General features: G+C 38.1%; 24 protein-coding genes. 9 read left to right on the top strand and 15 right to left on the bottom strand.

Going from position 1 to position 26102, the window contains the following annotated elements; genetic code table 11:
• Window positions 1-174 precede the first annotated feature (174 nt).
• Entirely contained in the window at window positions 175-1917 is a 1743-nt protein-coding gene (locus tag FVA69_RS18565) for a lysophospholipid acyltransferase family protein (protein ID WP_164529209.1), read from the top strand.
• 133 nt (window positions 1918-2050) lie between these two features.
• On the opposite strand, the gene FVA69_RS18560 is transcribed toward FVA69_RS18565, so the two are convergent.
• The 13 genes from FVA69_RS18560 to yghU all read right to left on the bottom strand — a co-directional run bounded on the left by FVA69_RS18560 (window position 2051) and on the right by yghU (window position 12424).
• Complete coding sequence (locus FVA69_RS18560; protein ID WP_109912767.1) at window positions 2051-2896, bottom strand: hypothetical protein; 846 nt, start codon at window positions 2894-2896, stop codon at window positions 2051-2053.
• A gap of 38 nt (window positions 2897-2934) precedes the next feature.
• Window positions 2935-3399, bottom strand: coding sequence for a fimbrial protein (locus tag FVA69_RS18555; RefSeq protein WP_227024194.1), 465 nt, complete (start codon window positions 3397-3399; stop codon window positions 2935-2937).
• Window positions 3400-3476: 77 nt separating this feature from the next.
• On the bottom strand, window positions 3477-3992 hold the full coding sequence (locus FVA69_RS18550) for a fimbrial protein (protein ID WP_110731623.1): 516 nt from the start codon (window positions 3990-3992) through the stop codon (window positions 3477-3479).
• Entirely contained in the window at window positions 3992-4474 is a 483-nt protein-coding gene (locus FVA69_RS18545) for a fimbrial protein (protein WP_227024195.1), read from the bottom strand. The genes FVA69_RS18550 and FVA69_RS18545 overlap by 1 nt, the downstream gene beginning before the upstream one ends.
• A 13-nt stretch (window positions 4475-4487) precedes the next feature.
• Window positions 4488-5003: a fimbrial protein gene (locus tag FVA69_RS18540; protein ID WP_227024196.1), complete on the bottom strand. Its 516-nt coding sequence runs from the start codon at window positions 5001-5003 to the stop codon at window positions 4488-4490.
• Window positions 5004-5012: 9 nt separating this feature from the next.
• A complete protein-coding gene (locus FVA69_RS18535; protein ID WP_110731624.1) occupies window positions 5013-5615 on the bottom strand; it encodes a fimbrial protein in 603 nt (200 codons plus the stop codon).
• Between the two features lie 30 nt (window positions 5616-5645).
• Window positions 5646-6434: a fimbria/pilus periplasmic chaperone gene (locus FVA69_RS18530; RefSeq protein ID WP_164529208.1), complete on the bottom strand. Its 789-nt coding sequence runs from the start codon at window positions 6432-6434 to the stop codon at window positions 5646-5648.
• Between the two features lie 105 nt (window positions 6435-6539).
• On the bottom strand, window positions 6540-9062 hold the full coding sequence (locus tag FVA69_RS18525) for an outer membrane usher protein (RefSeq protein ID WP_162598846.1): 2523 nt from the start codon (window positions 9060-9062) through the stop codon (window positions 6540-6542).
• A gap of 89 nt (window positions 9063-9151) precedes the next feature.
• Window positions 9152-9625 carry a fimbrial protein gene (locus FVA69_RS18520; protein WP_228367289.1) on the bottom strand — a complete coding sequence of 158 codons (474 nt, stop codon included), beginning with the start codon at window positions 9623-9625 and terminating at the stop codon, window positions 9152-9154.
• Between the two features lie 131 nt (window positions 9626-9756).
• A complete protein-coding gene (locus FVA69_RS18515; RefSeq protein WP_109912761.1) occupies window positions 9757-10293 on the bottom strand; it encodes a fimbrial protein in 537 nt (178 codons plus the stop codon).
• A gap of 136 nt (window positions 10294-10429) precedes the next feature.
• Complete coding sequence (locus FVA69_RS18510; protein ID WP_109912760.1) at window positions 10430-10693, bottom strand: helix-turn-helix domain-containing protein; 264 nt, start codon at window positions 10691-10693, stop codon at window positions 10430-10432.
• Between the two features lie 38 nt (window positions 10694-10731).
• Entirely contained in the window at window positions 10732-10998 is a 267-nt protein-coding gene (locus FVA69_RS18505) for a helix-turn-helix domain-containing protein (RefSeq protein ID WP_109912759.1), read from the bottom strand.
• A 586-nt stretch (window positions 10999-11584) separates the two neighbouring features.
• Window positions 11585-12424 carry a glutathione-dependent disulfide-bond oxidoreductase gene (gene yghU / locus FVA69_RS18500; RefSeq protein WP_109912758.1) on the bottom strand — a complete coding sequence of 280 codons (840 nt, stop codon included), beginning with the start codon at window positions 12422-12424 and terminating at the stop codon, window positions 11585-11587.
• A gap of 496 nt (window positions 12425-12920) precedes the next feature.
• Here yghU and FVA69_RS18495 point away from each other — a divergent pair, with 496 nt between their 5' ends.
• From FVA69_RS18495 to FVA69_RS18465, 7 genes are all read left to right on the top strand, one after another.
• Window positions 12921-14438, top strand: a complete 1518-nt coding sequence (locus FVA69_RS18495) for a class I adenylate-forming enzyme family protein (protein WP_117162604.1) — start codon at window positions 12921-12923, stop codon at window positions 14436-14438.
• A 67-nt stretch (window positions 14439-14505) separates the two neighbouring features.
• Window positions 14506-16074, top strand: coding sequence for an acyl CoA:acetate/3-ketoacid CoA transferase (locus FVA69_RS18490; protein WP_109912756.1), 1569 nt, complete (start codon window positions 14506-14508; stop codon window positions 16072-16074).
• A 26-nt stretch (window positions 16075-16100) separates the two neighbouring features.
• Window positions 16101-16838, top strand: coding sequence for a 3-oxoacyl-ACP reductase FabG (gene fabG / locus FVA69_RS18485; RefSeq protein ID WP_004907760.1), 738 nt, complete (start codon window positions 16101-16103; stop codon window positions 16836-16838).
• Between the two features lie 9 nt (window positions 16839-16847).
• A complete protein-coding gene (locus FVA69_RS18480) occupies window positions 16848-18032 on the top strand; it encodes a thiolase family protein (RefSeq protein WP_109912755.1) in 1185 nt (394 codons plus the stop codon).
• 123 nt (window positions 18033-18155) lie between these two features.
• Window positions 18156-19496: an MFS transporter gene (locus FVA69_RS18475; RefSeq protein WP_123382220.1), complete on the top strand. Its 1341-nt coding sequence runs from the start codon at window positions 18156-18158 to the stop codon at window positions 19494-19496.
• A gap of 33 nt (window positions 19497-19529) precedes the next feature.
• A complete protein-coding gene (locus tag FVA69_RS18470) occupies window positions 19530-20705 on the top strand; it encodes a glycerate kinase (RefSeq protein WP_123382221.1) in 1176 nt (391 codons plus the stop codon).
• Between the two features lie 14 nt (window positions 20706-20719).
• Window positions 20720-21874, top strand: a complete 1155-nt coding sequence (locus tag FVA69_RS18465) for a CdaR family transcriptional regulator (RefSeq protein ID WP_004907773.1) — start codon at window positions 20720-20722, stop codon at window positions 21872-21874.
• A 12-nt stretch (window positions 21875-21886) separates the two neighbouring features.
• Here FVA69_RS18465 and narL read toward each other — a convergent pair whose 3' ends face one another.
• On the bottom strand, window positions 21887-22543 hold the full coding sequence (gene narL, locus FVA69_RS18460; protein ID WP_004907776.1) for a two-component system response regulator NarL: 657 nt from the start codon (window positions 22541-22543) through the stop codon (window positions 21887-21889).
• Between the two features lie 21 nt (window positions 22544-22564).
• A complete protein-coding gene (gene narX / locus FVA69_RS18455) occupies window positions 22565-24307 on the bottom strand; it encodes a nitrate/nitrite two-component system sensor histidine kinase NarX (RefSeq protein WP_123382222.1) in 1743 nt (580 codons plus the stop codon).
• Between the two features lie 331 nt (window positions 24308-24638).
• Here narX and FVA69_RS18450 point away from each other — a divergent pair, with 331 nt between their 5' ends.
• Window positions 24639-26039 carry a NarK family nitrate/nitrite MFS transporter gene (locus FVA69_RS18450; RefSeq protein WP_102138107.1) on the top strand — a complete coding sequence of 467 codons (1401 nt, stop codon included), beginning with the start codon at window positions 24639-24641 and terminating at the stop codon, window positions 26037-26039.
• Window positions 26040-26102: the final 63 nt, after the last annotated feature.

Genomic DNA, 26102 nt, shown 5'->3' with positions numbered 1-26102 from the left:
TCAAGAAAGCAATATTCGGAAAAATTATTGATTTTAGATAACTATAATATTAGTAAATGAAAAATAATGATCTACATCATCATTTTTGTGCTTTCACCATTTTGTCATAAAATAAACATATTGTTGTTATGAGTCTGACTTAAGTTCGTCGTAACTCAGTTAGGAGATAGCATTATGTTTAGTGTCGATACCCTGCTGCACGATATTTTTCCTCATCAAACACCAGGCAAATGGAAACGTCGTTTATTAAAAAAGCTGCTGTTTGAACAAGAATTTCACCAATTTGCCCAAGATTATCCGCACTTAAAGGGCTTGGATCTTATTGAACAAATCATGGAGTTCTTTGATATTTCTTGCGAAATGGTTGAGGGAGACTTAGAAAATATTCCAACTCAAGGTCCTGTTGTCTTAGTTGCTAACCACCCGATAGGCTCACTCGATGGTCTTGCACTATTACGTGCAGTTGCTGCCGTTCGTCCTGATGTCAAAATCGTGGCAAATCAGTTCCTCAATTATATAGAGCCACTAAAAAGCTTATTTATTTCAGTGGACAACATGAATAACCGAACCAGTCGGCAGCAGGTTGAAGCAATGCAACGGCATTTGGACAAACAAGGGGCATTAATTGTGTTTCCTGCGGGTGAAGTCTCTCGGTTTGGCCGTAAAGGGGTTCGTGATGGCCACTGGCGTACAGGTTTTTTGCGTTTAGCCGCAAAGGCCAGAGCACCTATTGTCCCCATTCATATTCAAGGGCGAAATAGCCATTTATTCTATTTAACCTCGTTGGTTTACAAGCCGTTATCGACTTTAATGTTAGTCAGGGAAATGTTTAAGCAGCGAGGAAAAAGATTAAAAATTCGTATTGGTGGCAGCATCCCATTTATTCATTGGCATGATGGCCATACAGCGGCTCATGAGCTAGCAGGGCGCTTTCGTCGCCATGTCTATTTGTTGGGAAAAGGTAAGGAAGGGCTATTTACCAGCGAATCACCAATTGCTTTACCAGAAGACAGAATTGAATTAAAAAAAGCGTTGGTGGCATGTGAGCGGCTAGGAACATCCCCTGATGGGAAAGCGATTTACCTTTATCACCGAAACCAAGAAGTAAGGTCGCCGATTTTGCGAGAAATAGGGCGATTACGCGAAATTGCATTTCGTGCTGTAGGGGAAGGCTCAGGTAAGCGCCGTGATTTAGACAGCTATGATAACGATTATTATCATCTGGTATTATGGGATGAAAGTGAACTTGATATTGTAGGGGCTTATCGGTTTATACCCACTAAAAAGCAAATTGAGACCAAAGGTTTGCAGGGTATTTACAGCTCTAGCTTATTTCATTATGACCAAGCCATGATGCCAATATTAGCGCAAGGTATTGAGCTTGGTCGGAGCTTTATTCAGCCTAAATATTGGGGAAAACGGGGTTTAGATTATTTATGGTTAGGTATTGGCGCGTATTTGGCGAAATACCCACAATATCGCTATCTTTTTGGTCCTGTATCTATGTCTGGCTCAATGCCGATTGCGGCGCGTGACTTACTGATTACTTTTTATCGGCTCTATTTTTCGGCGCAACACAGCATTGCACAGTCACATCAGCCGTATCCAGCTTCTTTGCCACAGGTATTAGCCCAATTTTCAGGGGGCAATTACCACGAAGATTTAGTTAAATTGAAAAGCTTACTCAATAACATTGGCTGTTCAATTCCGACGCTTTATAAGCAATATACTGAATTATGCGAGCCGGGTGGCGTACAGTTTATGGATTTCGGTACAGACCCCGCATTCAATGATTGTATCGATGGCTTGGTACTGGTGGACTTAACCAAATTAAAACCCGCACGTTATCAGCGATATATAGGGGTACATTTGGTTTCACAAGAAGAGTTTAAAGGGCAAGTGGAAGAGGAGGACTAACCCTCTTTCACTATTGGGCCATTAAGGTACAGGAACGGCTTTGCTTTTATAGGTAACTATCAGTTAATAAAGTTATTATTGGCAGTTCTTGCTGTGCTTTATTTATTTAACATTCATATTAGTAATGTGTTTGCTAATTGAAAGAAAACAAAATAACTGCATTAGCGTTAAACTTACCTGCAGATGTGAACTTACCTGTTGTGGTTGCCTTAAAATTAAGTGGTGCTATTTGCCCTCTAGCAACGCTCTTATTATTGATATCCAGTGAAACTTGATTGACTGAAATATCAACAGGAAGATTACTTAAATAGGGAGTAGCTAATAAGCTAGCCCTTATATCAACAATATTGGTGCAGCTAAAAGCCCCTGTAGCTTCTCCAGACCAAGAGCCATTTTGGCCACTAACTGCGGAACCCAGATCAATACTCGTAGGGAAGCTAAAATTACAAGAAGTGTTTGATGGCGGTACTACCCCACAGGCAGCACTAGGCAATAAAGTGCCATAAGAAGTTCCCCAAGTTGAGATTTGAAAAACTTGGAACCCGTAACAAACCGATGAGAAGTCTGTATTTGGATAATTACCCCACATGCCAGTAACTGTTTGTGTATTGGCGGTGCCGTATTGTAGTTTCCAAGCATTAAAAGCATCCAGTGCCGTCCCATTATTGCGGATGATGACTTTTTGTTGCATGCCATAGGGTAAATTTATACCTCCAAATGTTTTAGGATCAGCGCTAGATCCCCGGTAATCATATGGGCCAACGGTTACAACACAACCTGATGGATTAAAGCAAATTACACTATTGCTATCTTCATTAGGCCATCCCCATTGAATAGTAACATCATTACCATTTCTTTGAGTAAATGCGCCCCAACTTACAGAATAAGCATTTATATTATAAATAAAGATTGATACAGTAATAAAAATTATTTTTATTACTGTAGCTTTATAATCGCGAATTATTGCTGAGATTTTCATTTTTGAATACCTATGATTTAAATGTAGCTTTTATACTTTTAGTTGTATTCTAAAAAGAATGTTAACGTTGATATAAATGTTCCATATGAAATTGTTTTATTTGCTAATGCAGAATGCTCTCCTTGGATAAAGGCTTTAAGTTTTATTTCGTTATTACCTGCTGACAATTTTTGTGTGTGATCTTTTTTGTTTATATCGATTTTTTCTCCAGTATCTGTTTCTAAACCAATAGCAATACCATTAGCTTGGCTTGCTGGGTCTAGTGCAAGATATCCAGGTAAAAAAGAGTTTTCATTGCCATTAAATGAAGCATTAATTTCACGACCTAAAGATAAGTCACAGTTAATTAATCGAATACTAAATGATTCACTTAGCGTGCGGCTATTTAAATAAAGATATTTATCTGCGATTGTTCCGAAATCTAATGTAATTAGTTCATCTCCGGGATATAGGTCACAAGTATCTTCAACAAATATACCATCAAAATTAATTGTTTCGGCCATAGATGGTAAGGAGTAGCATATAAATACTGTTAAAAATAATAAATTATAATATTTTATTGTCGAGAACATCATAATTCCTATTGAAATGTAATGGTTAATGTCGCTGTAGCATTGAATGTGTCTCCAATAAGTTTAGTTCCTGCTTTTTTGACAATAACAGCGGATAAAGCGGGTAATGTCTTTTGATCAATTACAAATGCTTTATTTAAAGTGATAGGTTGTCCATCCTTTTGAATTTGGATACCTACATTATTTCCATTTTGATCAGATTTAACTTGCAGTGTTGCATCATCAAAACCTGCACCTGCTGCTATACCAGATAATGTTAAAGAGATATTCCAAGGTTGTGTTAGATCGCCATCGCAAATAAGTTCATAAGGAATTTTTTCCTTATAGTGTATTCCATCAACCTTATTAACACCGACTTTACCAAATGAAACTTTGATAGGATCGCTATGACTTAATCGACATTTTGGCGGTATAATTAACGAACCATCAAATCCCCAATTAGCATAGGTTATATTTGCTAAGAATATTAAAAGAAAACAACATATCTGATACTGAATTTTATTATTTATTGAGTTGTTTTTCATTATTGATAGTCCACATTAAGAGTTGCTAGTGCAGTGAAATCTCCGCCATCGGAACCATCAAAACTTGTTGCAACATTTTGTACAGGACTAACCTCTAATGATGGTAATTCTAAATAATTAAAATTTATTTTTTTATTAATATCTTGTTTTATACCATTAATATAGAAGCTTAATCCTAGCTTTGGGTTACTGGTCTTGAGAATGCCATTATTAAAATTACTAGGGTCACCTTGAATACTTAACGTTAGGTTATTCATGGCTAAATTAGTGCAAGTTAATTCAAAAGGTAATTTATGCTTATAATTTACTCCATCAATCCTGCTTAATAAGATATCTCCAAAATGAATCATTGATTTTTGACTGTTATTTAAAATGCATTCAGGAGGCGTGATAATTAGATTTCCATTAAACTCCACAGTGAGTGAAGATGAATAAGAAAAAGCACTAAAAACTATTAATATATATAAAAATTTAATTTTCATATTGGCTCTTAATTTATTGATATTCAATTGTCATAATCATTTCTGCATTAAAATCCCCAGCGTCACTTAGCATTGAACCACTTGGTTTTATGGGAACAGCATAAATAGAGGGCATAGCACCATAAATAAAATGAATATTTGAATTGTTGGATACTATATTATTATCTTGATAAATGGCGATACCAAGGTTATCTCTATTCGTTTTTATTGCATCAACACCATTAACTCTAAAGTTAGTCCAACTCAATTTCATTTTTAATAGATTAGTAGATAAATTTGTGCATTGTAAATTGTAGTTAACATTCGTTTTTTTATATGATGCCCCATCGATTAAATCTTGCTGGACATCGCCAAAGTCAACATTTAATGTATTTCCTCCTACAAAACTACAATTAGGGGGTTCTATGACTGTAATTGTTAAACCAATAGAAGCCATTGAAGCGCTGGCTGTATTAAAACATATTAATATAGAAATAATGCTAATAAAAACCTGCGATTTAAATAATAGGTATTGATATGATGGTTTCATATTTTTATCCTAGTCATAGACTAATTGGAATCTTATATTTGCTTGATAGTTACCAGCATTAAAATGACTATTAATTCTCACCGGAGTAATGTAATAGGTTAATTTATTATTGCCCATTGATAATAGTTTTGGCCTAGTAAAAACACCTGGTTTAATTTTTTTAAAATTTTCATCATTTAACTCAAGAGCAATGCCTTCAGCACCATTTACTTTTATTAATTTGCTATCTGTATTATCTGATACAGCAAGAAAACGAATTCTTACGGCTGGTATGTCAGAGCTCCAAGTTATATTACCTTGTTGATCATGATTACGACTTTCACTCCTTAAACAATCTTCTAATTGAATATTAAAAGGAACAGGTGTGCCTTTATGCCCTAGAAATTTAAATGCTGAAGAACTATTTGTGCCCAAATCTACTGTTTGAAATGCAGATTGCGTGGCTAATCTACATGCACTTTCGGTAAGCACACCTCTAACCTGTAAAACACCATTGGCACCATCAACATCCCAATTATCAACTTTACCAATATCAGTAGCTAATGTCTGAAAGGCAAGTGTACTGAAAATAATCCCTATTAAAGGAGCGCTATAACTCACTATTTTACTCATACCTTCCTCTATTACTATTTGATAGATAGATTATTTATTACTTGGAGATACCTTGCATTCATTTGCTTGGCAGTTAAAACTAAGATTAGGACGGCCACCATAGTCATTGATATATGTTAGTACTGGGGTATTACCTAATGTTGCAACATCGACACCTAACGGCTGGCTATTTTTGGGAGCGATCATAATTGGCTCGAAGCCTTTTACGGTATCACCTTTAATTTTCTTTGCTGCATCAATAATGGTTATATAATAAGGCGTCGGATTAAATGCAATATATTTGCCGCCTTGCTGTTTTAAAACCAATTTTTCTTGCCATGGGTTATCGATATCATTCTTAGTTTGAATGATAGGTGTTGGCCTATAAAAAAGTTTTATTCGTGTTTGTAATGCAAGTTGCAACGTATTTGCTTTATCACTTCTCGGTGGAATCTCACGTAAATTAAAATAATATACTGACTCAATATCTTGCGGTAATTTTTCTATGCTAGCTAAGGGTTGAATTCTTATTTGACTTTTATCTCCAGGCTCAACACGTTGTACTGGAGGTAAAACAGTAAATGGATCATTAATTTTTTCACCCTGTGCATTTTCAATCCAACCTTGAGCAAGATAAGGTAATGTTTTATTTTCATTACTAATATTCAGGCTAATCGATTTCTCATTACCATTAATAATTGCACGAGTGCGATCTAAGGAGATAGCCGCATTTGCTGTCGATATACTCATCAAAAAAATAGCTGCCAATATAACTTTATAACTATTAACTAATTTTTGGTTAGGATGGGTATCCTTTTTATTTATATTTAATTTTTTCATAAACGATATAATCTCTTTAAGTTTAATTTGATAAAATATATTATTGCTTACTTTATTGGTTTAAATAACTAGCATTAATGGTTTTATAATGACATGTGTGAAATGTTATTTTATACATGGTAATAGTAATGTATTTGCTAAATTTATTTCTGATGAAACACTATCCGGTAATGTTATATTGCACTGTATTTCATTATCCCAAGAAATATTCAATTTTTCTTTAGGATTTAAACCTGATAAATAAACGCTACCTTCATCACTAATTATTCCAACTTGCTGTTTACGTGCATTTAATACAATAGCGCCAAATGGAGGAGCACTATTATCCGATAAACGAATAGTCGCCATTGCGCTGTTACCTGTTATAACATCAAACTGGCGATAGCCAATAGCGCCTTCTGTCAATGTCCCTTGTTTTACAGAATGGGTAATTTCTGCCTTATTAGGTAAAAGATTCAAATCCACATTAATATTGCTACGGTAATAGCTATTAACATCAGCAATGACAGCTTTGCCAAAATAATTTGACCGTGTCACAATTCCATTACCACGCAAAGGGATGTTCGGGACACCACTGGTGTCAACAAAAACACGCGAAGCACCCAATTGGTTACTTCTATGGAGTGCTACCCCATGTTGTGTTGCCGTTAATCCACCTTGTATTGATAGCCCGGCGGAACGGTAACGATTCTGTTGGTATGTCGCATTTGCATTAACCTGAGCCATATCACCTTGATATGTATAGTACCCGCCAATAATTGCTCCTGACCGTGCGACCCCAGTATTAATTTGGTAGTTACTACGCTCATTAATGCGGTCATAATAATTTATATTCTGCGTTGTATTACTTTTATCCCAGCTACTGTTAAAACTGACTGTAGAGGTTTCACCCCAAGGCACAGATAACGCAATATAAACGCCATCATCATTTGTGTTTTGGTAGCTAGTACGGAATGCTGTCAAGTTAACGCTTAAATTTTTAAATTTTCCGAGATCAAAATATTTAGCTAATGATAAACTATAGCGGTTATTATCGGGTTGATTCCAATATGTCTGGTGGTAAAAATTTAAGTATGTGCTCAATCCACTGTCGCTAAACTGTTGATTATAAGAAATGGTATACATCTCTTTGCTATTATATTGTCGAACGCCACTCATTTTTGCATTGAGGTATTCAGACATACTCATAAAGTCTTTTTCTGAAAAACGATAACCCGCAAAGGTAACTTGGCTGTTAAAATATTCAAAACGCTTTGAATAACTCAATCTATAAGAGTTTCCGTTATAACTCGTTTCGTTATTTGAAGTGATTTCTTTAATTTTTGCATGTGTTCTTGTCGCATCAAATGAAAGAGCTCCAAATTGCATGAGATCGCGACCAATTCCCAACGTTGCTGAGATATATTTTTGTGAAGCAATCGTGCCACCATATAAAGACCAACCATTATTAATTCCCCACGAATACTCGCCGCTAGCGAAATTATCACCATTAATTCGATGATTGGAATCACTAGGTCGCCCTGCAGCAATTTTATAACGAACTTGCCCTGGTCGAGTAAGGTAGGGAATACTCGAGGTATTTACTGTAAAAGTTTGCGTTTTACCATTTTGTTCCTCTACTCTTACATCTAATTCACCCGATAAAGCATCATTGAGATCTTGAATGCGAAAGGGGCCAGCAGCAACTTGAGTTTGGTAAATAGTGCGGCCTTGTTGGCTAATAATAACGGTTGCATTACTATTGGCCACTCCTGTAACTTCAGGAGCATATCCCCTTAAATTGGGGGGCAACATATTAATATCAGTAACTAAACTGAGCCCTGTGAATCTAAAACTGTCGAAAATATCGGAATTTAAATAAGATTCACCAAATGTTAGCTTTGCTCCTAATGATTTGATATCCCGAAAAATATAAAAACGATTCCAATCAAAAGAATGTGTTGACTCAGAAGATGGACGCTTCTCAAACCGCGTTTGCCAATCAGCTCTGAATCTCCATGGACCTAAATTTATTCCTGCCACTCCGTTACCATTAGTGGTATAGCTTGTACTTTGGTGACTACGTATCTGTTGATTCGCTTGCGCGTTTAGATTGTAATCAAATAAAGCTCCCGATATACCATCTTCCCAACGAGTGGGTGGATCCCAATTATCTGCTGTATATTCTAAATAGGCTTGAGGAATATTAATATATAGCGTTGATGTCGATAAATCGGCCTTTGTAGTTGCACCAGATAAGCTGTTTAAATCTAGGCAGGAGTCATTATGCCACCAGGTCAACGATGATAATATTTTGGGCTTTAGTCCAAACTTATCAACTAAGCTGGGATCTAAACATACTTTACTGTCATCAATATCTTCATCTGAGTTATAATAAAAAATACTTTGCTCAGATAATATATTCTTGTTTACATGAACACTAAAAGTGTATTCTCCTGGCATAAAATAACCAGTTTTAGAGAAACGGCTTAGATCAATATTAGCACGATCATTTATATCTAAAATATCTGTATTAAATTCTATATTAGTAGAGGCGAATCCAGTATTACAGATGATAGTTATCATGCCAGCTAATATATATAATCGATTAGCTGATGATAATTTAATATGGATTTTATGATGCGCCATTATACTTGACCTTATTCAAACTCATTTATAATAAGAGAAGGTGTCTCCTATTTGGAAAAATGTTCATGTGGACAGCGTTATTTTCGATATTACTCATAATCTAATTTATACTTTATTAGACTAAAGTAATTACCTGGTTCTAAAACTTTATTATTTCTTATTAATCGTAGGTTGTAATTTAAATCACGATTGCCATCAGTTAATTCTTGCGATGACATTACCTTTCCTGGATAAACGACTTCACCATCAGCACTACTAATTTCAATGCCAAACCCTTCTGCTTGTCCATTGACAGTAAACAAATTACCATCATGAACTCCATCAAATGTTACTGTAAAATATTGCCAGTTTGGTTTTTTTGTTTCAGTTCTTTCGAGTACACAATTAATTAATTTTATTGAAAATTTTTTTTTGTTACTTTGGCCATCACGAATCATTTGCGATATAGATAAGCTTCCCATTTCAATGGTTTGATCTCTGCTACTTATATCAATAGAACAGGCGGTCTCAATAATACTTCCATTCATTGTAATTAATGATTCAGCCGAACAATATGATGACAAACTAGTTCCTAATAATAGAATGAATGTCAACCATGAAAATTTATATAGCATATTTTCGCTCTATCATTATGCCCAATGAACCTAAAAACCTATCCATGTGTTTTTAGGTTAAAATTAGAAGGTGGCTAATTTTATTCGTAAGATAAAGTGAAGTCTGCTACGGAACTGAATTCACCAGCAGTAATAGTTGAAACATCACCACCATTACCTTTCAGGTATGCAGAGAATTGTAATGTGTTACTACCATCCTGAATTTGTTGGAATGGCGTTGCTGTATTAATCGTAACAACTTCACCGTTACCGCTAGTGATTTGAACGCCTGCACCACTACCTGTACCTACAATACCTAACGTTTTATTATCTTCATCGAATGCAGCAGATGCACCAGTAAAGGTTAATTGAACACCTTTAGTTAAGCTGCTAACGTTACAGTTTTGTAGTGCGATCTCAAATGCCTTAGGTGATGATTTTCCGCCATCGGCTAAAGCCATATTAGAGATTTGGCCTAATTCAATTGTTTGGTCAATACTTTCTGGTGCAATTGAACATGGTGCTTCAATAATCGCACCTTTAAAAGTAACTTTACCGTGGCCTTGGTCAGCCGCATTTGCTGCAGAAGCGCCGCCTAAAACTAATAAGGTTGCCATTGCAATACTTTTGATTTTCATCAATCTTTTCCTTTACTGTTAAATATATAAATATGATTATTGTTAATCTCATTATGTTAATTTCATAGTGAGATTAATTAATAACAATCAGAGTTAATTGCTATTAATTAATAATAATTTCGTTTGTCATTGAATATTACAATAATGCTCTTGAATCATTGATATATAAGATTTCTTTTTCAATTTCTGACTTTAATTTAGATAAATCTAGGTCAATATGGATTGTTAACTCGATTAATTTTTCAAAACTTAGTTTTGTTGCTCCTCGCTCATATCTTGATACTTGTTGTTGACTTACATTTAGTTTTTTTGCTAATTCAGCTCCACTAATTCCTTTTTTCTTTCTCAATCTTTTTATTAAATATCCTAATTTTATATTTACATTTTCTTCATCATTCATTTGCTTTACCTAAATGTGAGGATTGAAAATATGATGAGTTAATCTTTTTTAAAGAAGTAACAGACATCTACCTTAAAATACACGGATATCAACATGATTTTAGATGTTGATATATCACTAAGGCCATTTTCGTAACGTGATAATTGTTGTTGAGATATACCTATAATTCTGGCTAAATCAGATCCACTTAACTGATATTCTGATCTTAGCAATTTAATTTTTTTACCAATATTCTTGGCAACTATATGCGTAATGTTTTTTTTGTTTTCTAAAACAGTTAAGCAAGTAAAAATAGAGTCCTTCATTTTATTAGGATACCAATTTAAATTTCAATTTTTGGATTGCTGTTTAATTTGTGAATATAGATTACTCTTGATAAAGGTATTTTCTAAATATAAATAATCAGTATGCTAAATCAATAAAATCGATTAATTACAATACATGTATCTAATTACAAGCTAAATAAGTGATGCTCTAATAATGACTTGTTTAATAGCTTGAATCTTAAATAAAAATAAAAAACATTATCAATTGAATGGTTATTTTTATAACATATTGTTAATATGATTTTTTTTGAAACAAAATATCAATATAAGATTATTCTTACTAAAATGGTTGTGAATTTTGCATTTATTAAGATATTTCTGTTCATTTTGGAACATTATTTTTGGAGGGATACTAATAGAATTAGTATTAATTGTATAAATAAGACTATCTGAATGTGATTTATTACCTTCATATTTAGATATTTTAATGGGGATATGTTATTTAAACAGTTGTGACTTTAACCAAGGGTATTTGGTTTTAGGGGAATAATACTGTGCTAGTTGGGGAATACTGAGACTTAAAATCGATAAATCTCAGTATTGGTAATGGTAATAAACTTAATAACTAGCTTATATCACTCGCATCGTGGCGTTCGCGTACTTGTTGTGCAGGGTCACCTTGTAGGCGATTAACCCGGCGACCTCGCTGTACTGCTGGGCGTGCATAGATTTCATCAGCCCAACGAATAACATTTTTATATTCATGGACAGATAGAAATTCTGCGGCATCATAAAGCCAACCTTTCACTAATGCACCGTACCATGGCCAGATGGCGATATCAGCGATGCTGTAGTTTTCCCCTGCAACATATTTATGTTCTGCTAAACGCTTGTCTAACACATCTAATTGACGTTTAGTTTCCATGGCAAAGCGGTTAATTGGGTATTCAAACTTTTCAGGTGCGTAGGCATAAAAATGCCCAAAACCGCCACCAGCAAAAGGTGCTGAGCCCATTTGCCAAAATAACCAGGATAAGGTTTCAGCTCGTTCCGGCTGAGTTGTGGGTAAAAAAGCAGAAAATTTTTCGGCTAAATAGGTCAGAATCGAGCCTGACTCAAATACTCGGATAGGCTCCTTGCCGCTTCTGTCGACTAAAGCGGGAATTTTTGAGTTAGGGTTAATTTCAACAAAACCAGAACTAAATTGGTCGCCTTCACCAATGTTAATTAGCCAAGCGTCATATTCTGCCTCTTTAATGCCAAGGGCTAATAACTCCTCTAACATGATAGTGACTTTTTGCCCGTTCGGCGTTCCTAAGGAATATAGCTGTAGTGGGTGCTTACCTATAGGTAAAGATTTTTCGTGAGTTGCACCGGAAACTGGACGATTAATATTGGCGAATTTTCCGCCGTTACCTTGCTCCCATTGCCAGACTTTTGGGGGAATATAGGGGGTGTTTGCCATGAGTTATCTCCTTAACCGTTTGCAAAGGTGGCGATTTTTTTCTCATCAATTTTTTCATTATGAAGGTCTTACACTGTAGCAATCTCTAGTGAATTCTCCACTGTTTTTATCGTATTTGGTTTGGTGGGAGGGCTAAATAGCACAGAGTGCAAGAACATATAGAGGATAAGCAGATGAGTTAAGTATTACTGCTGAGCGACTTTTTAGTCTGGGGGTTATTGTTTATACGCACAATCATAGTTGAGTTATTCATCGAAATTAATATGTATTTTGAATGGTTAGATAATAACAAAAGGTAAATATCTTCATGTTCAATAAAAATCAGCGCTTAAAATAAGACGTAAGTAACAAAATTGTTAACAAATTCGTTGTGCAGATCACTAATTCAAATAAAAAAAGGGTGTGAATAATTTGTGAAGATTGGCACTAATTTGCTGGAGTGTATTTTATACATTGATAGCATATCAGTCATATTCAGGTGTATCGGAGTGTGTCCATGCTTGCGCCAAATTCAAACATCTACCAAAGCTTATTACAAAGAGCAAAAGTGCAGCCAGACGCTGTTGCGATTGTATTTGAAGAGCAAAGTTGGAGTTATCACCAATTACTTGAGAAAGTAAACCAAACAATGTTGTGGCTAACTACAGCCGCACAGTTGAAAAAAAGTGATCGGATAGTACTCGGCTGGGGAAATACGATTGAATTTTGCCAATTATTTTATGCTGCTGTAGGGCTGGGCATTCAGGTCATTCCTTTAAGTACTAAAATGAAAGAGTTTGAAGGCAAAGAGCATTTATCTTGTATTAATGCGGATGCTATTTTTTGGGATGACACATATCAACCATGGTTAGCTCAGTTCAGTACAAAAGGGATGAGTCTTTCTCAGTGGCGTAATCTAATACTTACTGAAGAAATTAACTTTACCAACCAAGTTAATGAGGAAGACCCCGCGGTTGTGATATTTACTTCGGGTACAACAGGTGCACCAAAAGGTGCGGTGATCACACACAAGAATATATTGTCTGCAGTATATGCCTATCAGGAAACATTAAAGTTATCTGAACACGATAAAACAATTTTAGCAGTACCGATTTATCATATTACTGGGCTTTCTGCTATTTTAGCGTTATTTATTCATATTGGTGGGACGGTTTATCTTCAAAAGAAATTTAATGCAAAAGATATTATTTCAACAATTGCAAAAGAAAAAATCACATTCTTACATGGTTCTCCAACTGTGTTTATATTATTAATTCAAAAAATAAAAGAAAATAAAAGTATTAATCTGGAAAGATTTAATTCATTAAAAATGATTGCTTGTGGTGCAGGTCATTTGAATGAAGGCACGATTAAAGAGCTTTCTTATCTATTCGCTAAAACATCCATTCATTCTATTTATGGTTTGACAGAGACATCATCCCCAGCCACCGTATTTCGTGAAGATATTCGGTACAGTGATAAAAAGGCGAGCTCAGGCACTCCGGTTCCTGGGTTACAGGTGGCCATAAGAGATGATAAAGGTGAAGATAAACCTGCTAACAGTACTGGCAATATCTGGGTTAAGGGGGATGTTGTTATCCAACGTTATTGGCCTGATAGCCCTGCGAATAGCACGTCGTTTAATGATGGTTGGTTTTTTACCGGCGATATTGGTTATAGGGATGATGATGGTTTCCTTTATATTCAAGATCGAATTAAAGACATGATTAACCGTGGTGGAGAAAAAATATATTCTATTGAAATCGAAGATTTGATTTCTAATTACCCAGGCGTTAATGAGGTCGCGGTCATTCCAATTGAAAGTACAATATATGGCGAAGAACCCATTGCATTTATTATTCCTGAGAACCAAGTATGTTTAACCAGTAAAGAAATTATTGAATGGTTAAAAGATAGAGTGCCAACGTATAAAGTTCCAGTAAGAATTATGTTTACACGTAATTTCCCTAGAACTTGGAATGGGAAAATAAGTAAGAAAGATTTGAAATTACGCTATTACTCTTTAAATAACTAAAATCTAAATTAGTTTTTAATTAATCAAAAAGGGGCTATGAAATATTAGCCTTCAGGTAGGTTTTATCATGAATAATAAATTTATTTCTAAACAAGATGCCGCTAAATTAATTAATAATGGCGATACAATTTGTACTGTGGGAATGACATTAACCAGTGCTGCTGAATCTATTTTATCGGCAATTGAACAACGTTTTTTATCCGAGGGCGTACCAAATCAATTAACTCTCGTTCATGCGGCTGGGCAATGTAACCGTATTCGCGGGAATCAACACTTTGCCCATGAAGGAATGGTGAAACGGATTATTGGTTCTCATTGGGGGTTAGCGCCTAGATGGATGCAGATGATTAATGACAATCAAGTCGAAGCGTATTGTCTTCCGCAAGGGCAAATGGTGCATTTATATGGCGCAATGGCCGCAGGCTTACCAGGACGCTTATCCAAAGTGGGGTTAGGGACATTTATCGACCCTGATCTTGAAGGCGGGAGGATGAACGTTAAAACGTTGGCGCTTCCTCCTTTAGTTGAAAAAGTGAATTTCAAAGGGGAAGAATGGTTATGGTACCCAGAAATTCCTTTAGATGTGGTGGTGATCAGAGGAACCCATGCGGATAGTAAAGGTAACCTCACCACCGATGAAGAAGCCATGGCGTTAGAAGTTTTACATGCGGTACTGGCTGCTAAACGCTTTGGTGCCAAAGTAATTGCACAAGTGAAGTATTGTGTTGAAGAAGGGACTTTACATCCTAAGCGTGTCACGGTTCCCGCCAGCTTTATTGACCACATTGTCGTGTGTGATAACCCTGAAGAAGACCATCGCCAATCCTCAAGCTGGTTTTTTGACCCAACGCTATGCGGTGATATTCGTACGCCTATCCAACAAACTACGCCATTACCTTTAGATATTCGCAAATTGATTGGGCGAATTGCATGCCGTTATCTATATGAAAACTGTGTGATTAATTTAGGAACGGGAATTCCAAACGATGTTATTGGTTCAATTATTCAGGAAGAAAATGCAACCAAGCGGGTTGATATTACCGTGGAGTCAGGGATCTGGGGGGGCGTTCAAGCCGGCGGTATTGATTTTGGCATAGGCCGTAACCTGTCAGCGATGATTAGTCACCAAGACCAAATGTTGTACTACAACGGGGCAGGCGTTGATATCACCTATATGGGCGCAGGGGAAATGGATGCCAGTGGTCATGTCAATGCGACATTGTTAGGCAATATTTGCCCTGGTGCAGGTGGGTTTATTGATATTACCCAAAATGCTCGGCACGTAGTGTTTTGCTCGACGTTCACGGCAAAAGGGTTAGATATTCGTTGTGAAAATGGGCAATTAACTATTGTGCGGGAAGGGGATATTAGAAAGTTAGTTAACCAAGTACGGCAAATTTCATGGAATGCGGATGTTGCGCGAAATATCAACCAAACCATGCATTTTGTCACGGAGCGTGCGGTGTTCACTTTAGGGGGGAAAACACCAGTACTGGTTGAAATTGCCCCCGGTATTGACCTAGAGCGTGACATTCTTGCCCATATGGACTTCGTACCTGAAATTTCGCCTGATCTGAAAGTGATGGACTCTTCATTATTTGAAGAGGCGCCTTTTGGTCTGATTTCGTATTTGTAGTTTCAATATTAAAGAGGAATTTATCCATGTTAGTAAAAGATAAAGTTGCCATTGTGACGGGTTCTGCAAGAGGTATTGGTTTTGCGATTGCTCAGGTACTTGCAGAAGAAGGGGCAAAAGTTGTTATTTCTGATTTAGCCATGTCATCAGGTGAAGAAAGTGCAAAACAGCTACAAGAACAAGGCCATCAAGCCATTTTCATTCCTTGCGACATTGCTAAACGTGAAGAGGTGAATGCCTTATTTTCTAACGCATTAGCACATTTTGGGGCGATTGATGTACTGGTGAATAATGCGGGGATAAACCGAGATGGCATGCTGCATAAATTAACGGAAGATGATTGGGACAAAGTGATTGATATCAATCTGAAAGGGACATTTAACTGCATGCAAGAAGCGGCAAAATTAATGCGTGAGCAAGGAAGCGGCCGAATTGTCAATATTTCCTCGGCGAGTTGGCTTGGGAATGTTGGGCAAGCCAACTATGCCGCGTCCAAAGCCGGGGTTATTGGTCTGACTAAAACGGCTTGCCGTGAACTAGCCCGTAAAGGTGTCACAGTAAATGCGATTTGCCCAGGATTTATTGATACAGATATGACTCGTGGTGTACCTGAAAAAGTTTGGGACATCATGATTAGCAAGATCCCTGCGGGTTTTGCTGGCGATCCACGTGATGTCGGCCAATGTGTTGCATTCTTAGCCTCTGATAAAGCGCGTTATATCAATGGGGAAGTGATCAATGTTGGCGGCGGAATGGTGTTATAGGGGGAAATAATGAAACAAGCGAATGATATTGTCATTGTCAGTGGTGTGAGAACAGCAATTGGCACGATGGGAGGAAGCTTTGCAAATACGCATCAACACGACCTTGGGGCCGCGGTTATTCGTGAAGCCGTGAAAAGAGCTGGAATTGCTCCCGAAGATGTCGATGAAGTCATTGTGGGTAATGTTGGGCAAATTGCAGAAAGTGGTTTTATCGCCCGTATTTGCCAGCTGCGAGCTGGGCTACCAAAAGAAACTACAGCATATTCGGTTAACCGCCAATGTGGTTCCGGGTTACAAGCTTTAGCCGATGGCATGATGTTACTGCAGACTGGTCAATCCGATGTTGTGGTGGCATGCGGTACAGAAAATATGACGATGCTGCCGTACTACTTACGCAAAGCGCGTTATGGCTACCGCATGGGGAATGATGTGCTCGAGGATGGATTAACGTCCATCCTAACTTGGCCAGAGGGCCCTTATCACAACGGAATGACTGCAGAAAACGTTGCAGAACAGTTCAATATTACCCGCGAAGAGATGGACGATTTTGCATGGGACAGCCAGCAAAAAGCGTTAAAAGCGATTCAAGCGGGTTATTTTGCTGACCAGATATTGCCAGTAGAAATACCGGAAGGCCGTAAAGGCACACGTATTTTTGATACCGATGAACATCCACGTGATACACCACGTGACAAATTGGCTAAGTTGCGCCCTGCATTTAAAGCCGACGGTGTGATCACGGCGGCAAACTCGTCAGGGATTAATGATGGCGCTGCGGCATTAGTGATGATGCGACGTGAAGAAGCAGAAAAACGTGGTCTGAAACCAAAAATGAAAGTGGTCGATTGGGCAGTTGCGGGTTGTGAAGCTGCCATTATGGGCTTTGGGCCTGCACCAGCGACGCGCCGACTCATGGAAAAGCTCAAGATGAATGTAAAAGACATTGACTTAATTGAGCTAAATGAAGCATTTGCGGCACAAGCTATCGCAGTTATGAATGATTTATCTCTTGATAGCACTAAGGTGAATGTGAATGGTGGCGCAATTGCTTTGGGTCACCCAGTGGGTGCCAGTGGGGCTATTTTGCCCGTGAAGTTAATGTATGAAATGGAACGCCGTCAGGTTGCCACCGGGTTAGTCACGATGTGTATTGGTGGTGGCCAAGGGATTTCAATGTTGTTCGAAAGAGAATAAGAAAAACTGCAAGCAGAAAGCCCGACGTGGGGCGTCGGGCTGTTGCTGAAGTAAAAGCTACAGGTATGGGTCACTTAGAACCAAGAGCCGTACCTGTTTCACTACAACATGAGGATCTTATCTATGTTTTCTACAAATGCAAAGTTAGATTATGCGGCTCAGGGGAAAAAAACCAACGCAAAGATATACCGTAACCTGATGCCGTTGTTGATTTTAGCGTACATTATTAGCTTTATTGACCGAACGAATATTGGCATGGCAAAAAATGCGATGTCGATTGATTTAGGATTATCTGCAACCGCATTTGGTATCGGAGCAGGGCTTTTTTTCCTAACCTACTCAATTCTTGAGATCCCAAGTAATTTGATCATGGAAAAAGTAGGCGCGCGTTTTTGGATCACGCGGATCATGATCACGTGGGGGTTATTATCTGCGGCGATGGCATTTGTGACAGGGCCGACTTCTTTTTATATCTTACGGTTATTACTGGGAGCAGCTGAAGCGGGTTTATATCCCGGGGTTATTTTATATATGACATATTGGTTTAGCCAAGAGGAACGAGCTAAAGCAACGGGGTTATTTTTACTTGGGGTCTGTCTTGCGAATATTATTGGAGCACCGCTAAGTGGCTTATTGCTGAGTATGGATGGCTTATTAGGTTTCCATGGTTGGCAATGGATGTTTGTTATTGAAGGTTTACCCGCGGTGATCCTCGCATTTGTTGTGTGGTTTGTGTTGCCGAATAAACCGGAAGATGCGAAATGGTTAGATGAGGATGATCGGAATTATATTAAATATAAACACGACCAAGATAAAAACAGCATTAGTGTGAGTAATAGTAAATTCTCACTTAAGGCGGCATTTAAAAATAAAGCCTTTATGATGATTGTTGCTATCTATTTTACTCACCAGTTCTCCGTCTATGGTTTAAGTTACTTTTTGCCTACTATTATAGGTGAGTATGGCAAACTGACACCGATTCAAATTGGCTTATTAACGGCGATCCCTTGGATTTCAGCTGCAATTGGTGGCATTTTTGTGGCGAGAAAAGCCAATACACCGCGTCGTTCATCACGTATTTTAATTTCAGGTTATGCCGTGATGGCGGTTGGATTAGTGATAGGTGCACTGGGAGGCCCAGTTGTCGGCTTAATAGGCTTTTGCTTGACTGCATTTATGTTTTTTGTGGTTCAATCGATTATTTTCTCTCTTCCACCCACTTATATGAGTGGCAGTATGCTGGCGGGAAGTTTAGCATTATTGAACTGCTTAGGATTATTTGGTGGTTTCCTCGGCCCGTTTATTCTTGGTTTTTTTGAGGATTACACTGGAACAGCGACTTCTGGATTATGGTTTGGTGTCGGTTTGTTAGTTATCGGAACGATTATTGCTTCACGAGTGAATACTAACGGTATGAGCGAACCTCAACCATTACAAGTATCGGCTTCAGAGGAAAGCAAATAATTCAACATCGCCATTTACAATAGGAAAGTCTGCATGAAAATTGTTATCGCACTTGATTCCTTTAAGGGAAGTTGTTCTGCAAGGTTAGCATGTCAAGCCGTTGCTGAGGGTTTCAAGCGTGTATCCTCTGAATTAGATATGACGTTAGATATGACGTTATTACCCATATCTGATGGCGGAGAAGGTTTGTTGGAGTCACTGGAACATAGCCCGGCGCTTTCTGGTGTAACACCTTATATTTTTAGCTGTACTGGACCTTATGGTAGTAAGGTTGATGCAGGATTATTAGTGCTGGAGGAAAAAACTGCTTTTATTGAAATGGCACAATGCTGTGGGCTGGAATTAGTTCAACGCGAGCACCGTCGCGTTGAAAATGCCTCGACTTATGGTTTGGGGGAAATGGTCAAGCATGCACTCGATATGGGTTGCTCTCGTATTGTCATAGGGATAGGAGGAAGTGCAACTAATGATGGTGGTGCAGGGTTTGCTCAAGCATTAGGTGCTTTGTTTTATGATAAAAATTCTCAGCTTATTGAGGCGCCAATTTGCGGTAAAGACCTCATTAATATTGCAAAGATTAATTTTGATAAATTTGACTCGCGAGCCGCTAAGGTTGAATTTAATGTTTCTTGCGATGTTGAAAACCCTTTATTAGGCAATAACGGCGCGACTTATATTTATGGTCCTCAAAAGGGAGCGGACAAAGCCACACTTGATCAGCTTGAAATGGGAATGGCTCACTATGCGAAATTAATGTCAGCAATAACGGGAAAAGATGTTTCGCTGGAGGCGGGCAGTGGCGCTGCGGGTGGATTAGGTGCGGGGCTTCGTTGGTTTGTTTCGGCAAAGCTCGAAAAAGGAATCGATCTCGTTTTGGGGCTCCTTGGTGCGAAATCCTATATTCAACAAGCGGACTTAGTCATTGTAGGAGAAGGGCGGCTTGATAGCCAAAGTGCGAACGGTAAGGCTCCTGTGGGAGTGGCTCGTATGGCCAGTCATTATGGTGTGCCTGTTATTGCGCTTTGCGGAGGATACAGTGAAGATAGCCGTATCCTATATCAACATGGTATTAGCGCAATGTGGTCATTGTGCCCTGGGCCGATTTCCCTTGAGCAAGCCATGACAAATGGTGAGCGTTACTTGGCAGATACAGCAGAAAATTTGCTGCGAACCGTACTAGCGAATCCGAATAAGCAAATAAAACCCTAAAGTGAGGCGGTAAGATGCTACTGACTGAAAAATTAGCCAATGATATTGTCACGCGTGCAATGGGGATTATCCATCACAACGTCAATGTGATTAATAGTCAGGGCGTGATTATCGCCTCAGGGGAAAAAAAGCGTATTGGTGAAATTCATGAAGCCGCAGTGGAAGTGATTCGCTGCGGCAAACGGATCACTATTTACAATGAAAATGAAGCACGAGCTTATTCGAATGTAGCTCCGGGGATAAACCATCCGATTGTTGTGGCAGATAAAGTGGAATTAGTCATTGGGGTGAGTGGTGACCCTGTTGTGATCCAGCGTTATGCTGAGCTTGCCATACTGACGGCTGAGCTGCTAATTCAACAAGAAATTGAGCGGCGTAGTATTAACTGGCAGCACCGTTTGCGAGATATGTTATTTGTCCAGTTTATAGAAAGTACAACGCAAGCACAGGGGCGCAGTGCGTTACTCAAACTGCATAACTCTGGTTTTGCATTCACTTTACCGACTATTCCTGTGATTATTAATATTGAAGCTATTCAGTATCGTCCTGAAATACTCGATACGATCATTACTGAATTATCAGCCATGGAAAAAAGTGATGTGTTATTGCTTAATAGCCGCGAAATTTTGATGCTATTTCCATCAACTCATTATCAAAATGAATCATTTATTCCTAATCTTCATTTCATTCTAGATAGCCAGCTTAGCCAATATTATATTGGTGTTGGTGTCCAGGCAGATACGCAGGAACATGTGAGGGATGCCGTTCATTTCGCACGTTCAGTCATTGAAGTTGGCCGGCTAACTGTGCCCGATAAACAAGTTTTTCTATTTAAAGAAATGGCATCTTTATGCCTCTTTAATGAATTGGAAAATAGCTATCTATTTAATTTCTTTTTGGATATTTGCCATAAAATATTGTTGCATGATTCGGGGGATATTTTAATTGAAACCCTTGAGTTATTCCTATCGCAAAATGGGGAAATAGGCAGTACCGCACAGCAATTAGGCATTCACAGAAATACATTAAGTTATCGGTTACAGCAAATTAAAAAGCAAACCAGTTTGGACCCGACAAGGTTTACGGATCTGATTCAATTATCTGTTGCTATGCATGGCTATCGTCGACGTTACCCAAAACAACAGCCATGGCTTGATGCATTAAGTTAAGGTGCAGTGTCATTACTTTTGTTGTAAAACCCAAATAGCCGCTTCAACGCGTGATTTTAAATTGAGTTTCTTTAGTAGGTGTTTGACATGGACTTTGACGGTGCTCTCTGTGATTTGTAATTTATTAGCAATCATCTTATTTGATAGCCCCTGAGAGATTAAATCTAAGATATGGGTTTCTCTTGGGGTTAATGCCGATAAATTATGCTCTGTAGAGGCTCGGTTATCTCTTAAGGATTCAGCTAAAATAGAGGCGAGCGTTGGGCTAACGACCATTTTACCACTTGCTGCTTCTTTTAATGCAATAATTAATTTTTCGGGTTCCATGTCTTTCAGTAAATAGCCATCAGCACCTCGTTTTAATGCATTAATTAAGTCTTCACCGTAATTGGATACTGTAAATAAGATAATACGGCCTGAAAGTTCGCGGCTACGTAAACTATCGAGTACTTCAAAGCCATTCATACCCGGCATATTGAGATCTAATAGGATTAAATCGGGGTCTTGCTCTTCAGCAATTTTAATACCCGTTATTCCATCGTCTGCTTCACCAATTACTTTTAATGTGGGTTCTAAACTAATTAATTGTTTAACTCCGTTACGTAGCATCGGGTGGTCATCAATCAGTAAAATGGTGGATTGCCCAGTTAGTTTATTTTCATTTTTCATTAATGAGTTACTCCAATTCAATTAAGCCACAGTCAGTGGAAATTCGACATTAACAGTAGTGCCTCCTTGAACTCTTGGCGAAATTTGATATTTCCCATTTAGGCTCAGAGCTCTCTCCCTCATAATAATCAATCCGTAATGGTTATTTTTTGTTGGCTGAGGCTGAATCCCTTCCCCATTATCTTCTATCGTCATGGTGATTAATCCGTTATTTTCAATTAATGAGACTTGTGACCAGTTTGCATTAGCATGTTTGAGAATATTGCTTAAAGCTTCTCGGATTATCTGGATAATATGGATAGATTGATGTGGGGAGAGGCTTTTTGCTGGAATTTGGTAATTTAATCCAATTTGAAAACCAAGGCGCTGACTGAATTCTTGGATTGTGCTTTCTAAAGCCGGGAATAAGCCGGGTTCAGTTAATTTTAGCCTGAAGGTTGTTAAAAGTTCACGTAATTGGCTATAAGCGGAATTTATTTCATTACGCATTTCGTTTAATAGTTCTTGGTGCTTAGTTGGCAATGTTTTAGGTTGCATTTGCAGATAACTAATTTGCATTTTGAGACAAGATAATGATTGTGCGATTGAATCATGCAATTCTCTCGCAATCGCCGAGCGTTCATCCATAATCAGTAACTGCTGTTGTTGTTCTAATTGGTGCTCCATCGCTAACATTCCCGCAATTTGTTTAACTAGCATCAGCACTAAATTATTTTGCTCTTCAGATAATGGCTGATTTATATCTATTTCAGCCAAAATCATGCCATAACGCTGTAAGTTATCGGAAATCTCCCATGATATTACTTTAAGTTGTTCAGTTACCTTGGGTGACTTGAGAGAGTGCTCTTCGTTTTCTGGGCAATGAATTTCATGAAAGTAGGTATCATTATTTTCTTCGTATAGTCTCAAGCTGATATTCTGTAGCGGTATTAAGCTTTTAAGCTCAGATAATACTTTTTCTAACCTGACTGATAATGGCCCAATGGCATGTAAGGTGCGATTAGATTGGTATAAATAGAGTAATACTTTATTTTTATTTTGCAGGTCAGCCGTTTTTTCGATAACTCGGGATTCTAATTGATGGTAACTTTGTGCAAGCTCATCCGACATTTGATTTAACGTTTGGCCCAGTGAATTTAGCTCATCTTGTTTTTTGCCTGCAGGAAAGCGCTGACTAAAATCTTGGTGACTAATCGCATTCACCATATGAAGTAACTTAAGCCAAGGTGTATAAATTTTCTTTCTAAAATGGCAGATAGCAAAAATAAGTAGCAACGAAACGAGGCTAATAAATACCATTTGAGTGATTGCTACATAGGTTATCTTTCGTTCTGTTTTTTCATCAATATTGCGAACTAATGCATCAAGCTTATTAACAAAAGCAACGACCGCAAGCCGTGCATCATTAGGCGAAACTGCATGGTTAAGTGCAGGTTTTAATTCTGTAACCCAATATTGATAAATCTCAGAAAATTGCGGTTTTAAATCTTCTATTTCGACGACTTGTGTCAGTTCATCGCTTAATAAATTTTTCTCAAGTTCACTTACATATACGTCAGAATATTGGTTGAGTGGTACTAATGAAAGTAAATGATAGCTTTGCATCCGCAATGAGCCTGATTTATTAATTGCATGTGCATTTCCTTGCACACTAATGATCATACTATTTGAGATTGTCATGCCAATAATACCGAGTACGGCAATCAATAACATTAAACCAATAACTTGGTTAATGATTGAAAATCGGTGATAAGCAATAGACATAAATAATCCTTTCTACGGTACATGTTTATTCATTATTTTTGATAACGTAGATATTGTTTCTCTATTATATAAAATTGAATATGCCACTTCGGTATTACTCCTTAATATCCCATTGAAATATTCGCTTTAAATTCCAATACATAAAATTACCGAGTAATAAATTTTTTTGTTTTAATTCAATTTGTTATTGGCTTGTACTCCTAATACCCCTCTAGTGGTTAACGAAAAAAAACGCGAATATTTCATTTAAGTCTCTCTTGATTTAGATCAGCTTCACGGTGGTCTATTCGCCACACACTGCGAACAGAAATTGTATTTATCGGGGTGATTTATGTCTCAACGAGATAATGTTAATAACGTAGTTGCACCGTCAAATAACGGAGTTATACAGGATTGGCGTCCTGAAGATACTCGGTTTTGGCAGCAAACAGGGCAGCGTATTGCAAATCGTAATTTATGGATTTCTATTCCATGTTTATTGCTCGCATTTTGCGTATGGATGTTATTTAGTGCAGTTGCAGTTAACTTAAATAAAGTGGGTTTTAATTTTACGACAGACCAATTATTTTTATTAACCGCATTACCTTCCGTTTCAGGCGCTTTATTAAGAGTCCCTTATTCATTTGTTATTCCTATTTTTGGTGGGCGTCGCTGGACGGCGATTAGTACACTATTTTTAGTGATCCCATGTATTTGGCTAGGTTATGCGATTCAAAACCCTGCCACGCCTTATCAAGTCTTTGTCATTATTTCCCTACTTTGTGGTTTTGCTGGCGCTAACTTTGCGTCCAGTATGGCCAACATCAGCTTCTTCTTTCCTAAAGCTCGCCAAGGCGGGGCACTTGGTCTAAATGGTGGGTTAGGCAATTTAGGGGTCAGTGTCATGCAATTGGTGGCTCCTTTCATTGTAGGTGTTGGCGTATTTACTTTTGTGGGTGGAGCTGGAGCGGCTCAGCCGGATGGCTCAACGTTGTGGTTAGAAAATGCCGCTTGGATTTGGGTGCCATTTCTGCTGCTTTTTACTGTGATGGCTTGGTTTGGCATGAATGATTTAGCGGCGAATAAGGCATCTCTTAAAGCGCAGTTACCTGTTTTGAAACGGGGTCATCTATGGGTATTAAGCCTGTTATATCTGGCAACATTCGGCTCATTTATCGGTTTTTCTGCCGGTTTTGCTATGTTATCGAAAACGCAGTTCCCAGACGTCATTATTTTGAAGTTTGCCTTTTTTGGCCCTTTCCTCGGAGCTCTAGCTCGTCCAGTCGGCGGCATGTTGTCTGACCGTTTTGGTGGTGTGAAAGTCACATTACTGAACTTTGTGGTCATGGCGGTTTTCTCCGGCTTGCTATTTTTTACGTTACCAGAAAACGGCCAAGGAGGCTCTTTTGGAGCATTTTATGGCGTATTTATGGTGTTGTTTTTAACGGCAGGGCTAGGTAGTGGCTCAACCTTCCAAATGATTGCTGTCGTTTTCCGTAAATTAACTATGGACAAAGCCATCTTAAGAGGAGCTTCAGAGCAAGAAGCCCAAAAAGAGGCGGTAACAGAAAGTGCTGCGGCTCTAGGGTTTATTTCTGCAATTGGGGCAATAGGTGGCTTCTTTATTCCAAAAGCGTTCGGTACATCACTAACACTGACGGGGTCACCGGCAGATGCGATGAAAGTGTTTTTTGTATTTTATCTTTCCTGTGTGTTTATCACATGGCTGGTATATGGCCGTAAACACAAATAATAACAAGTCATAAAAATCAATTTTAGCAATGTACGGCGCCGGTCGCCGTCTCTTTGGAGGCAA

The organism is Providencia sp. PROV004 (assembly GCF_011045615.1).
In the GTDB taxonomy this organism is placed as follows: domain Bacteria; phylum Pseudomonadota; class Gammaproteobacteria; order Enterobacterales; family Enterobacteriaceae; genus Providencia; species Providencia rettgeri.
This window is presented reverse-complemented; position numbering and strand designations above follow the sequence as displayed.

Excerpts from the sequence above, each read along its gene's own strand:
- FVA69_RS18565 (WP_164529209.1), top strand. The coding sequence starts at position 175 with ATGTTTAGTGTCGATACCCTGCTGCACGATATTTTTCCTCATCAAACA.
- FVA69_RS18560 (WP_109912767.1), bottom strand. The coding sequence starts at position 2,896 with ATGAAAATCTCAGCAATAATTCGCGATTATAAAGCTACAGTAATAAAA.
- FVA69_RS18555 (WP_227024194.1), bottom strand. The coding sequence starts at position 3,399 with ATGGCCGAAACAATTAATTTTGATGGTATATTTGTTGAAGATACTTGT.
- FVA69_RS18550 (WP_110731623.1), bottom strand. The coding sequence starts at position 3,992 with ATGAAAAACAACTCAATAAATAATAAAATTCAGTATCAGATATGTTGT.
- FVA69_RS18545 (WP_227024195.1), bottom strand. The coding sequence starts at position 4,474 with ATGAAAATTAAATTTTTATATATATTAATAGTTTTTAGTGCTTTTTCT.
- FVA69_RS18540 (WP_227024196.1), bottom strand. The coding sequence starts at position 5,003 with ATGAAACCATCATATCAATACCTATTATTTAAATCGCAGGTTTTTATT.
- FVA69_RS18535 (WP_110731624.1), bottom strand. The coding sequence starts at position 5,615 with ATGAGTAAAATAGTGAGTTATAGCGCTCCTTTAATAGGGATTATTTTC.
- FVA69_RS18530 (WP_164529208.1), bottom strand. The coding sequence starts at position 6,434 with ATGAAAAAATTAAATATAAATAAAAAGGATACCCATCCTAACCAAAAA.
- FVA69_RS18525 (WP_162598846.1), bottom strand. The coding sequence starts at position 9,062 with ATGGCGCATCATAAAATCCATATTAAATTATCATCAGCTAATCGATTA.
- FVA69_RS18515 (WP_109912761.1), bottom strand. The coding sequence starts at position 10,293 with ATGAAAATCAAAAGTATTGCAATGGCAACCTTATTAGTTTTAGGCGGC.
- FVA69_RS18510 (WP_109912760.1), bottom strand. The coding sequence starts at position 10,693 with ATGAATGATGAAGAAAATGTAAATATAAAATTAGGATATTTAATAAAA.
- FVA69_RS18505 (WP_109912759.1), bottom strand. The coding sequence starts at position 10,998 with ATGAAGGACTCTATTTTTACTTGCTTAACTGTTTTAGAAAACAAAAAA.
- yghU (WP_109912758.1), bottom strand. The coding sequence starts at position 12,424 with ATGGCAAACACCCCCTATATTCCCCCAAAAGTCTGGCAATGGGAGCAA.
- FVA69_RS18495 (WP_117162604.1), top strand. The coding sequence starts at position 12,921 with ATGCTTGCGCCAAATTCAAACATCTACCAAAGCTTATTACAAAGAGCA.
- FVA69_RS18490 (WP_109912756.1), top strand. The coding sequence starts at position 14,506 with ATGAATAATAAATTTATTTCTAAACAAGATGCCGCTAAATTAATTAAT.
- fabG (WP_004907760.1), top strand. The coding sequence starts at position 16,101 with ATGTTAGTAAAAGATAAAGTTGCCATTGTGACGGGTTCTGCAAGAGGT.
- FVA69_RS18480 (WP_109912755.1), top strand. The coding sequence starts at position 16,848 with ATGAAACAAGCGAATGATATTGTCATTGTCAGTGGTGTGAGAACAGCA.
- FVA69_RS18475 (WP_123382220.1), top strand. The coding sequence starts at position 18,156 with ATGTTTTCTACAAATGCAAAGTTAGATTATGCGGCTCAGGGGAAAAAA.
- FVA69_RS18470 (WP_123382221.1), top strand. The coding sequence starts at position 19,530 with ATGAAAATTGTTATCGCACTTGATTCCTTTAAGGGAAGTTGTTCTGCA.
- FVA69_RS18465 (WP_004907773.1), top strand. The coding sequence starts at position 20,720 with ATGCTACTGACTGAAAAATTAGCCAATGATATTGTCACGCGTGCAATG.
- narL (WP_004907776.1), bottom strand. The coding sequence starts at position 22,543 with ATGAAAAATGAAAATAAACTAACTGGGCAATCCACCATTTTACTGATT.
- narX (WP_123382222.1), bottom strand. The coding sequence starts at position 24,307 with ATGTCTATTGCTTATCACCGATTTTCAATCATTAACCAAGTTATTGGT.
- FVA69_RS18450 (WP_102138107.1), top strand. The coding sequence starts at position 24,639 with ATGTCTCAACGAGATAATGTTAATAACGTAGTTGCACCGTCAAATAAC.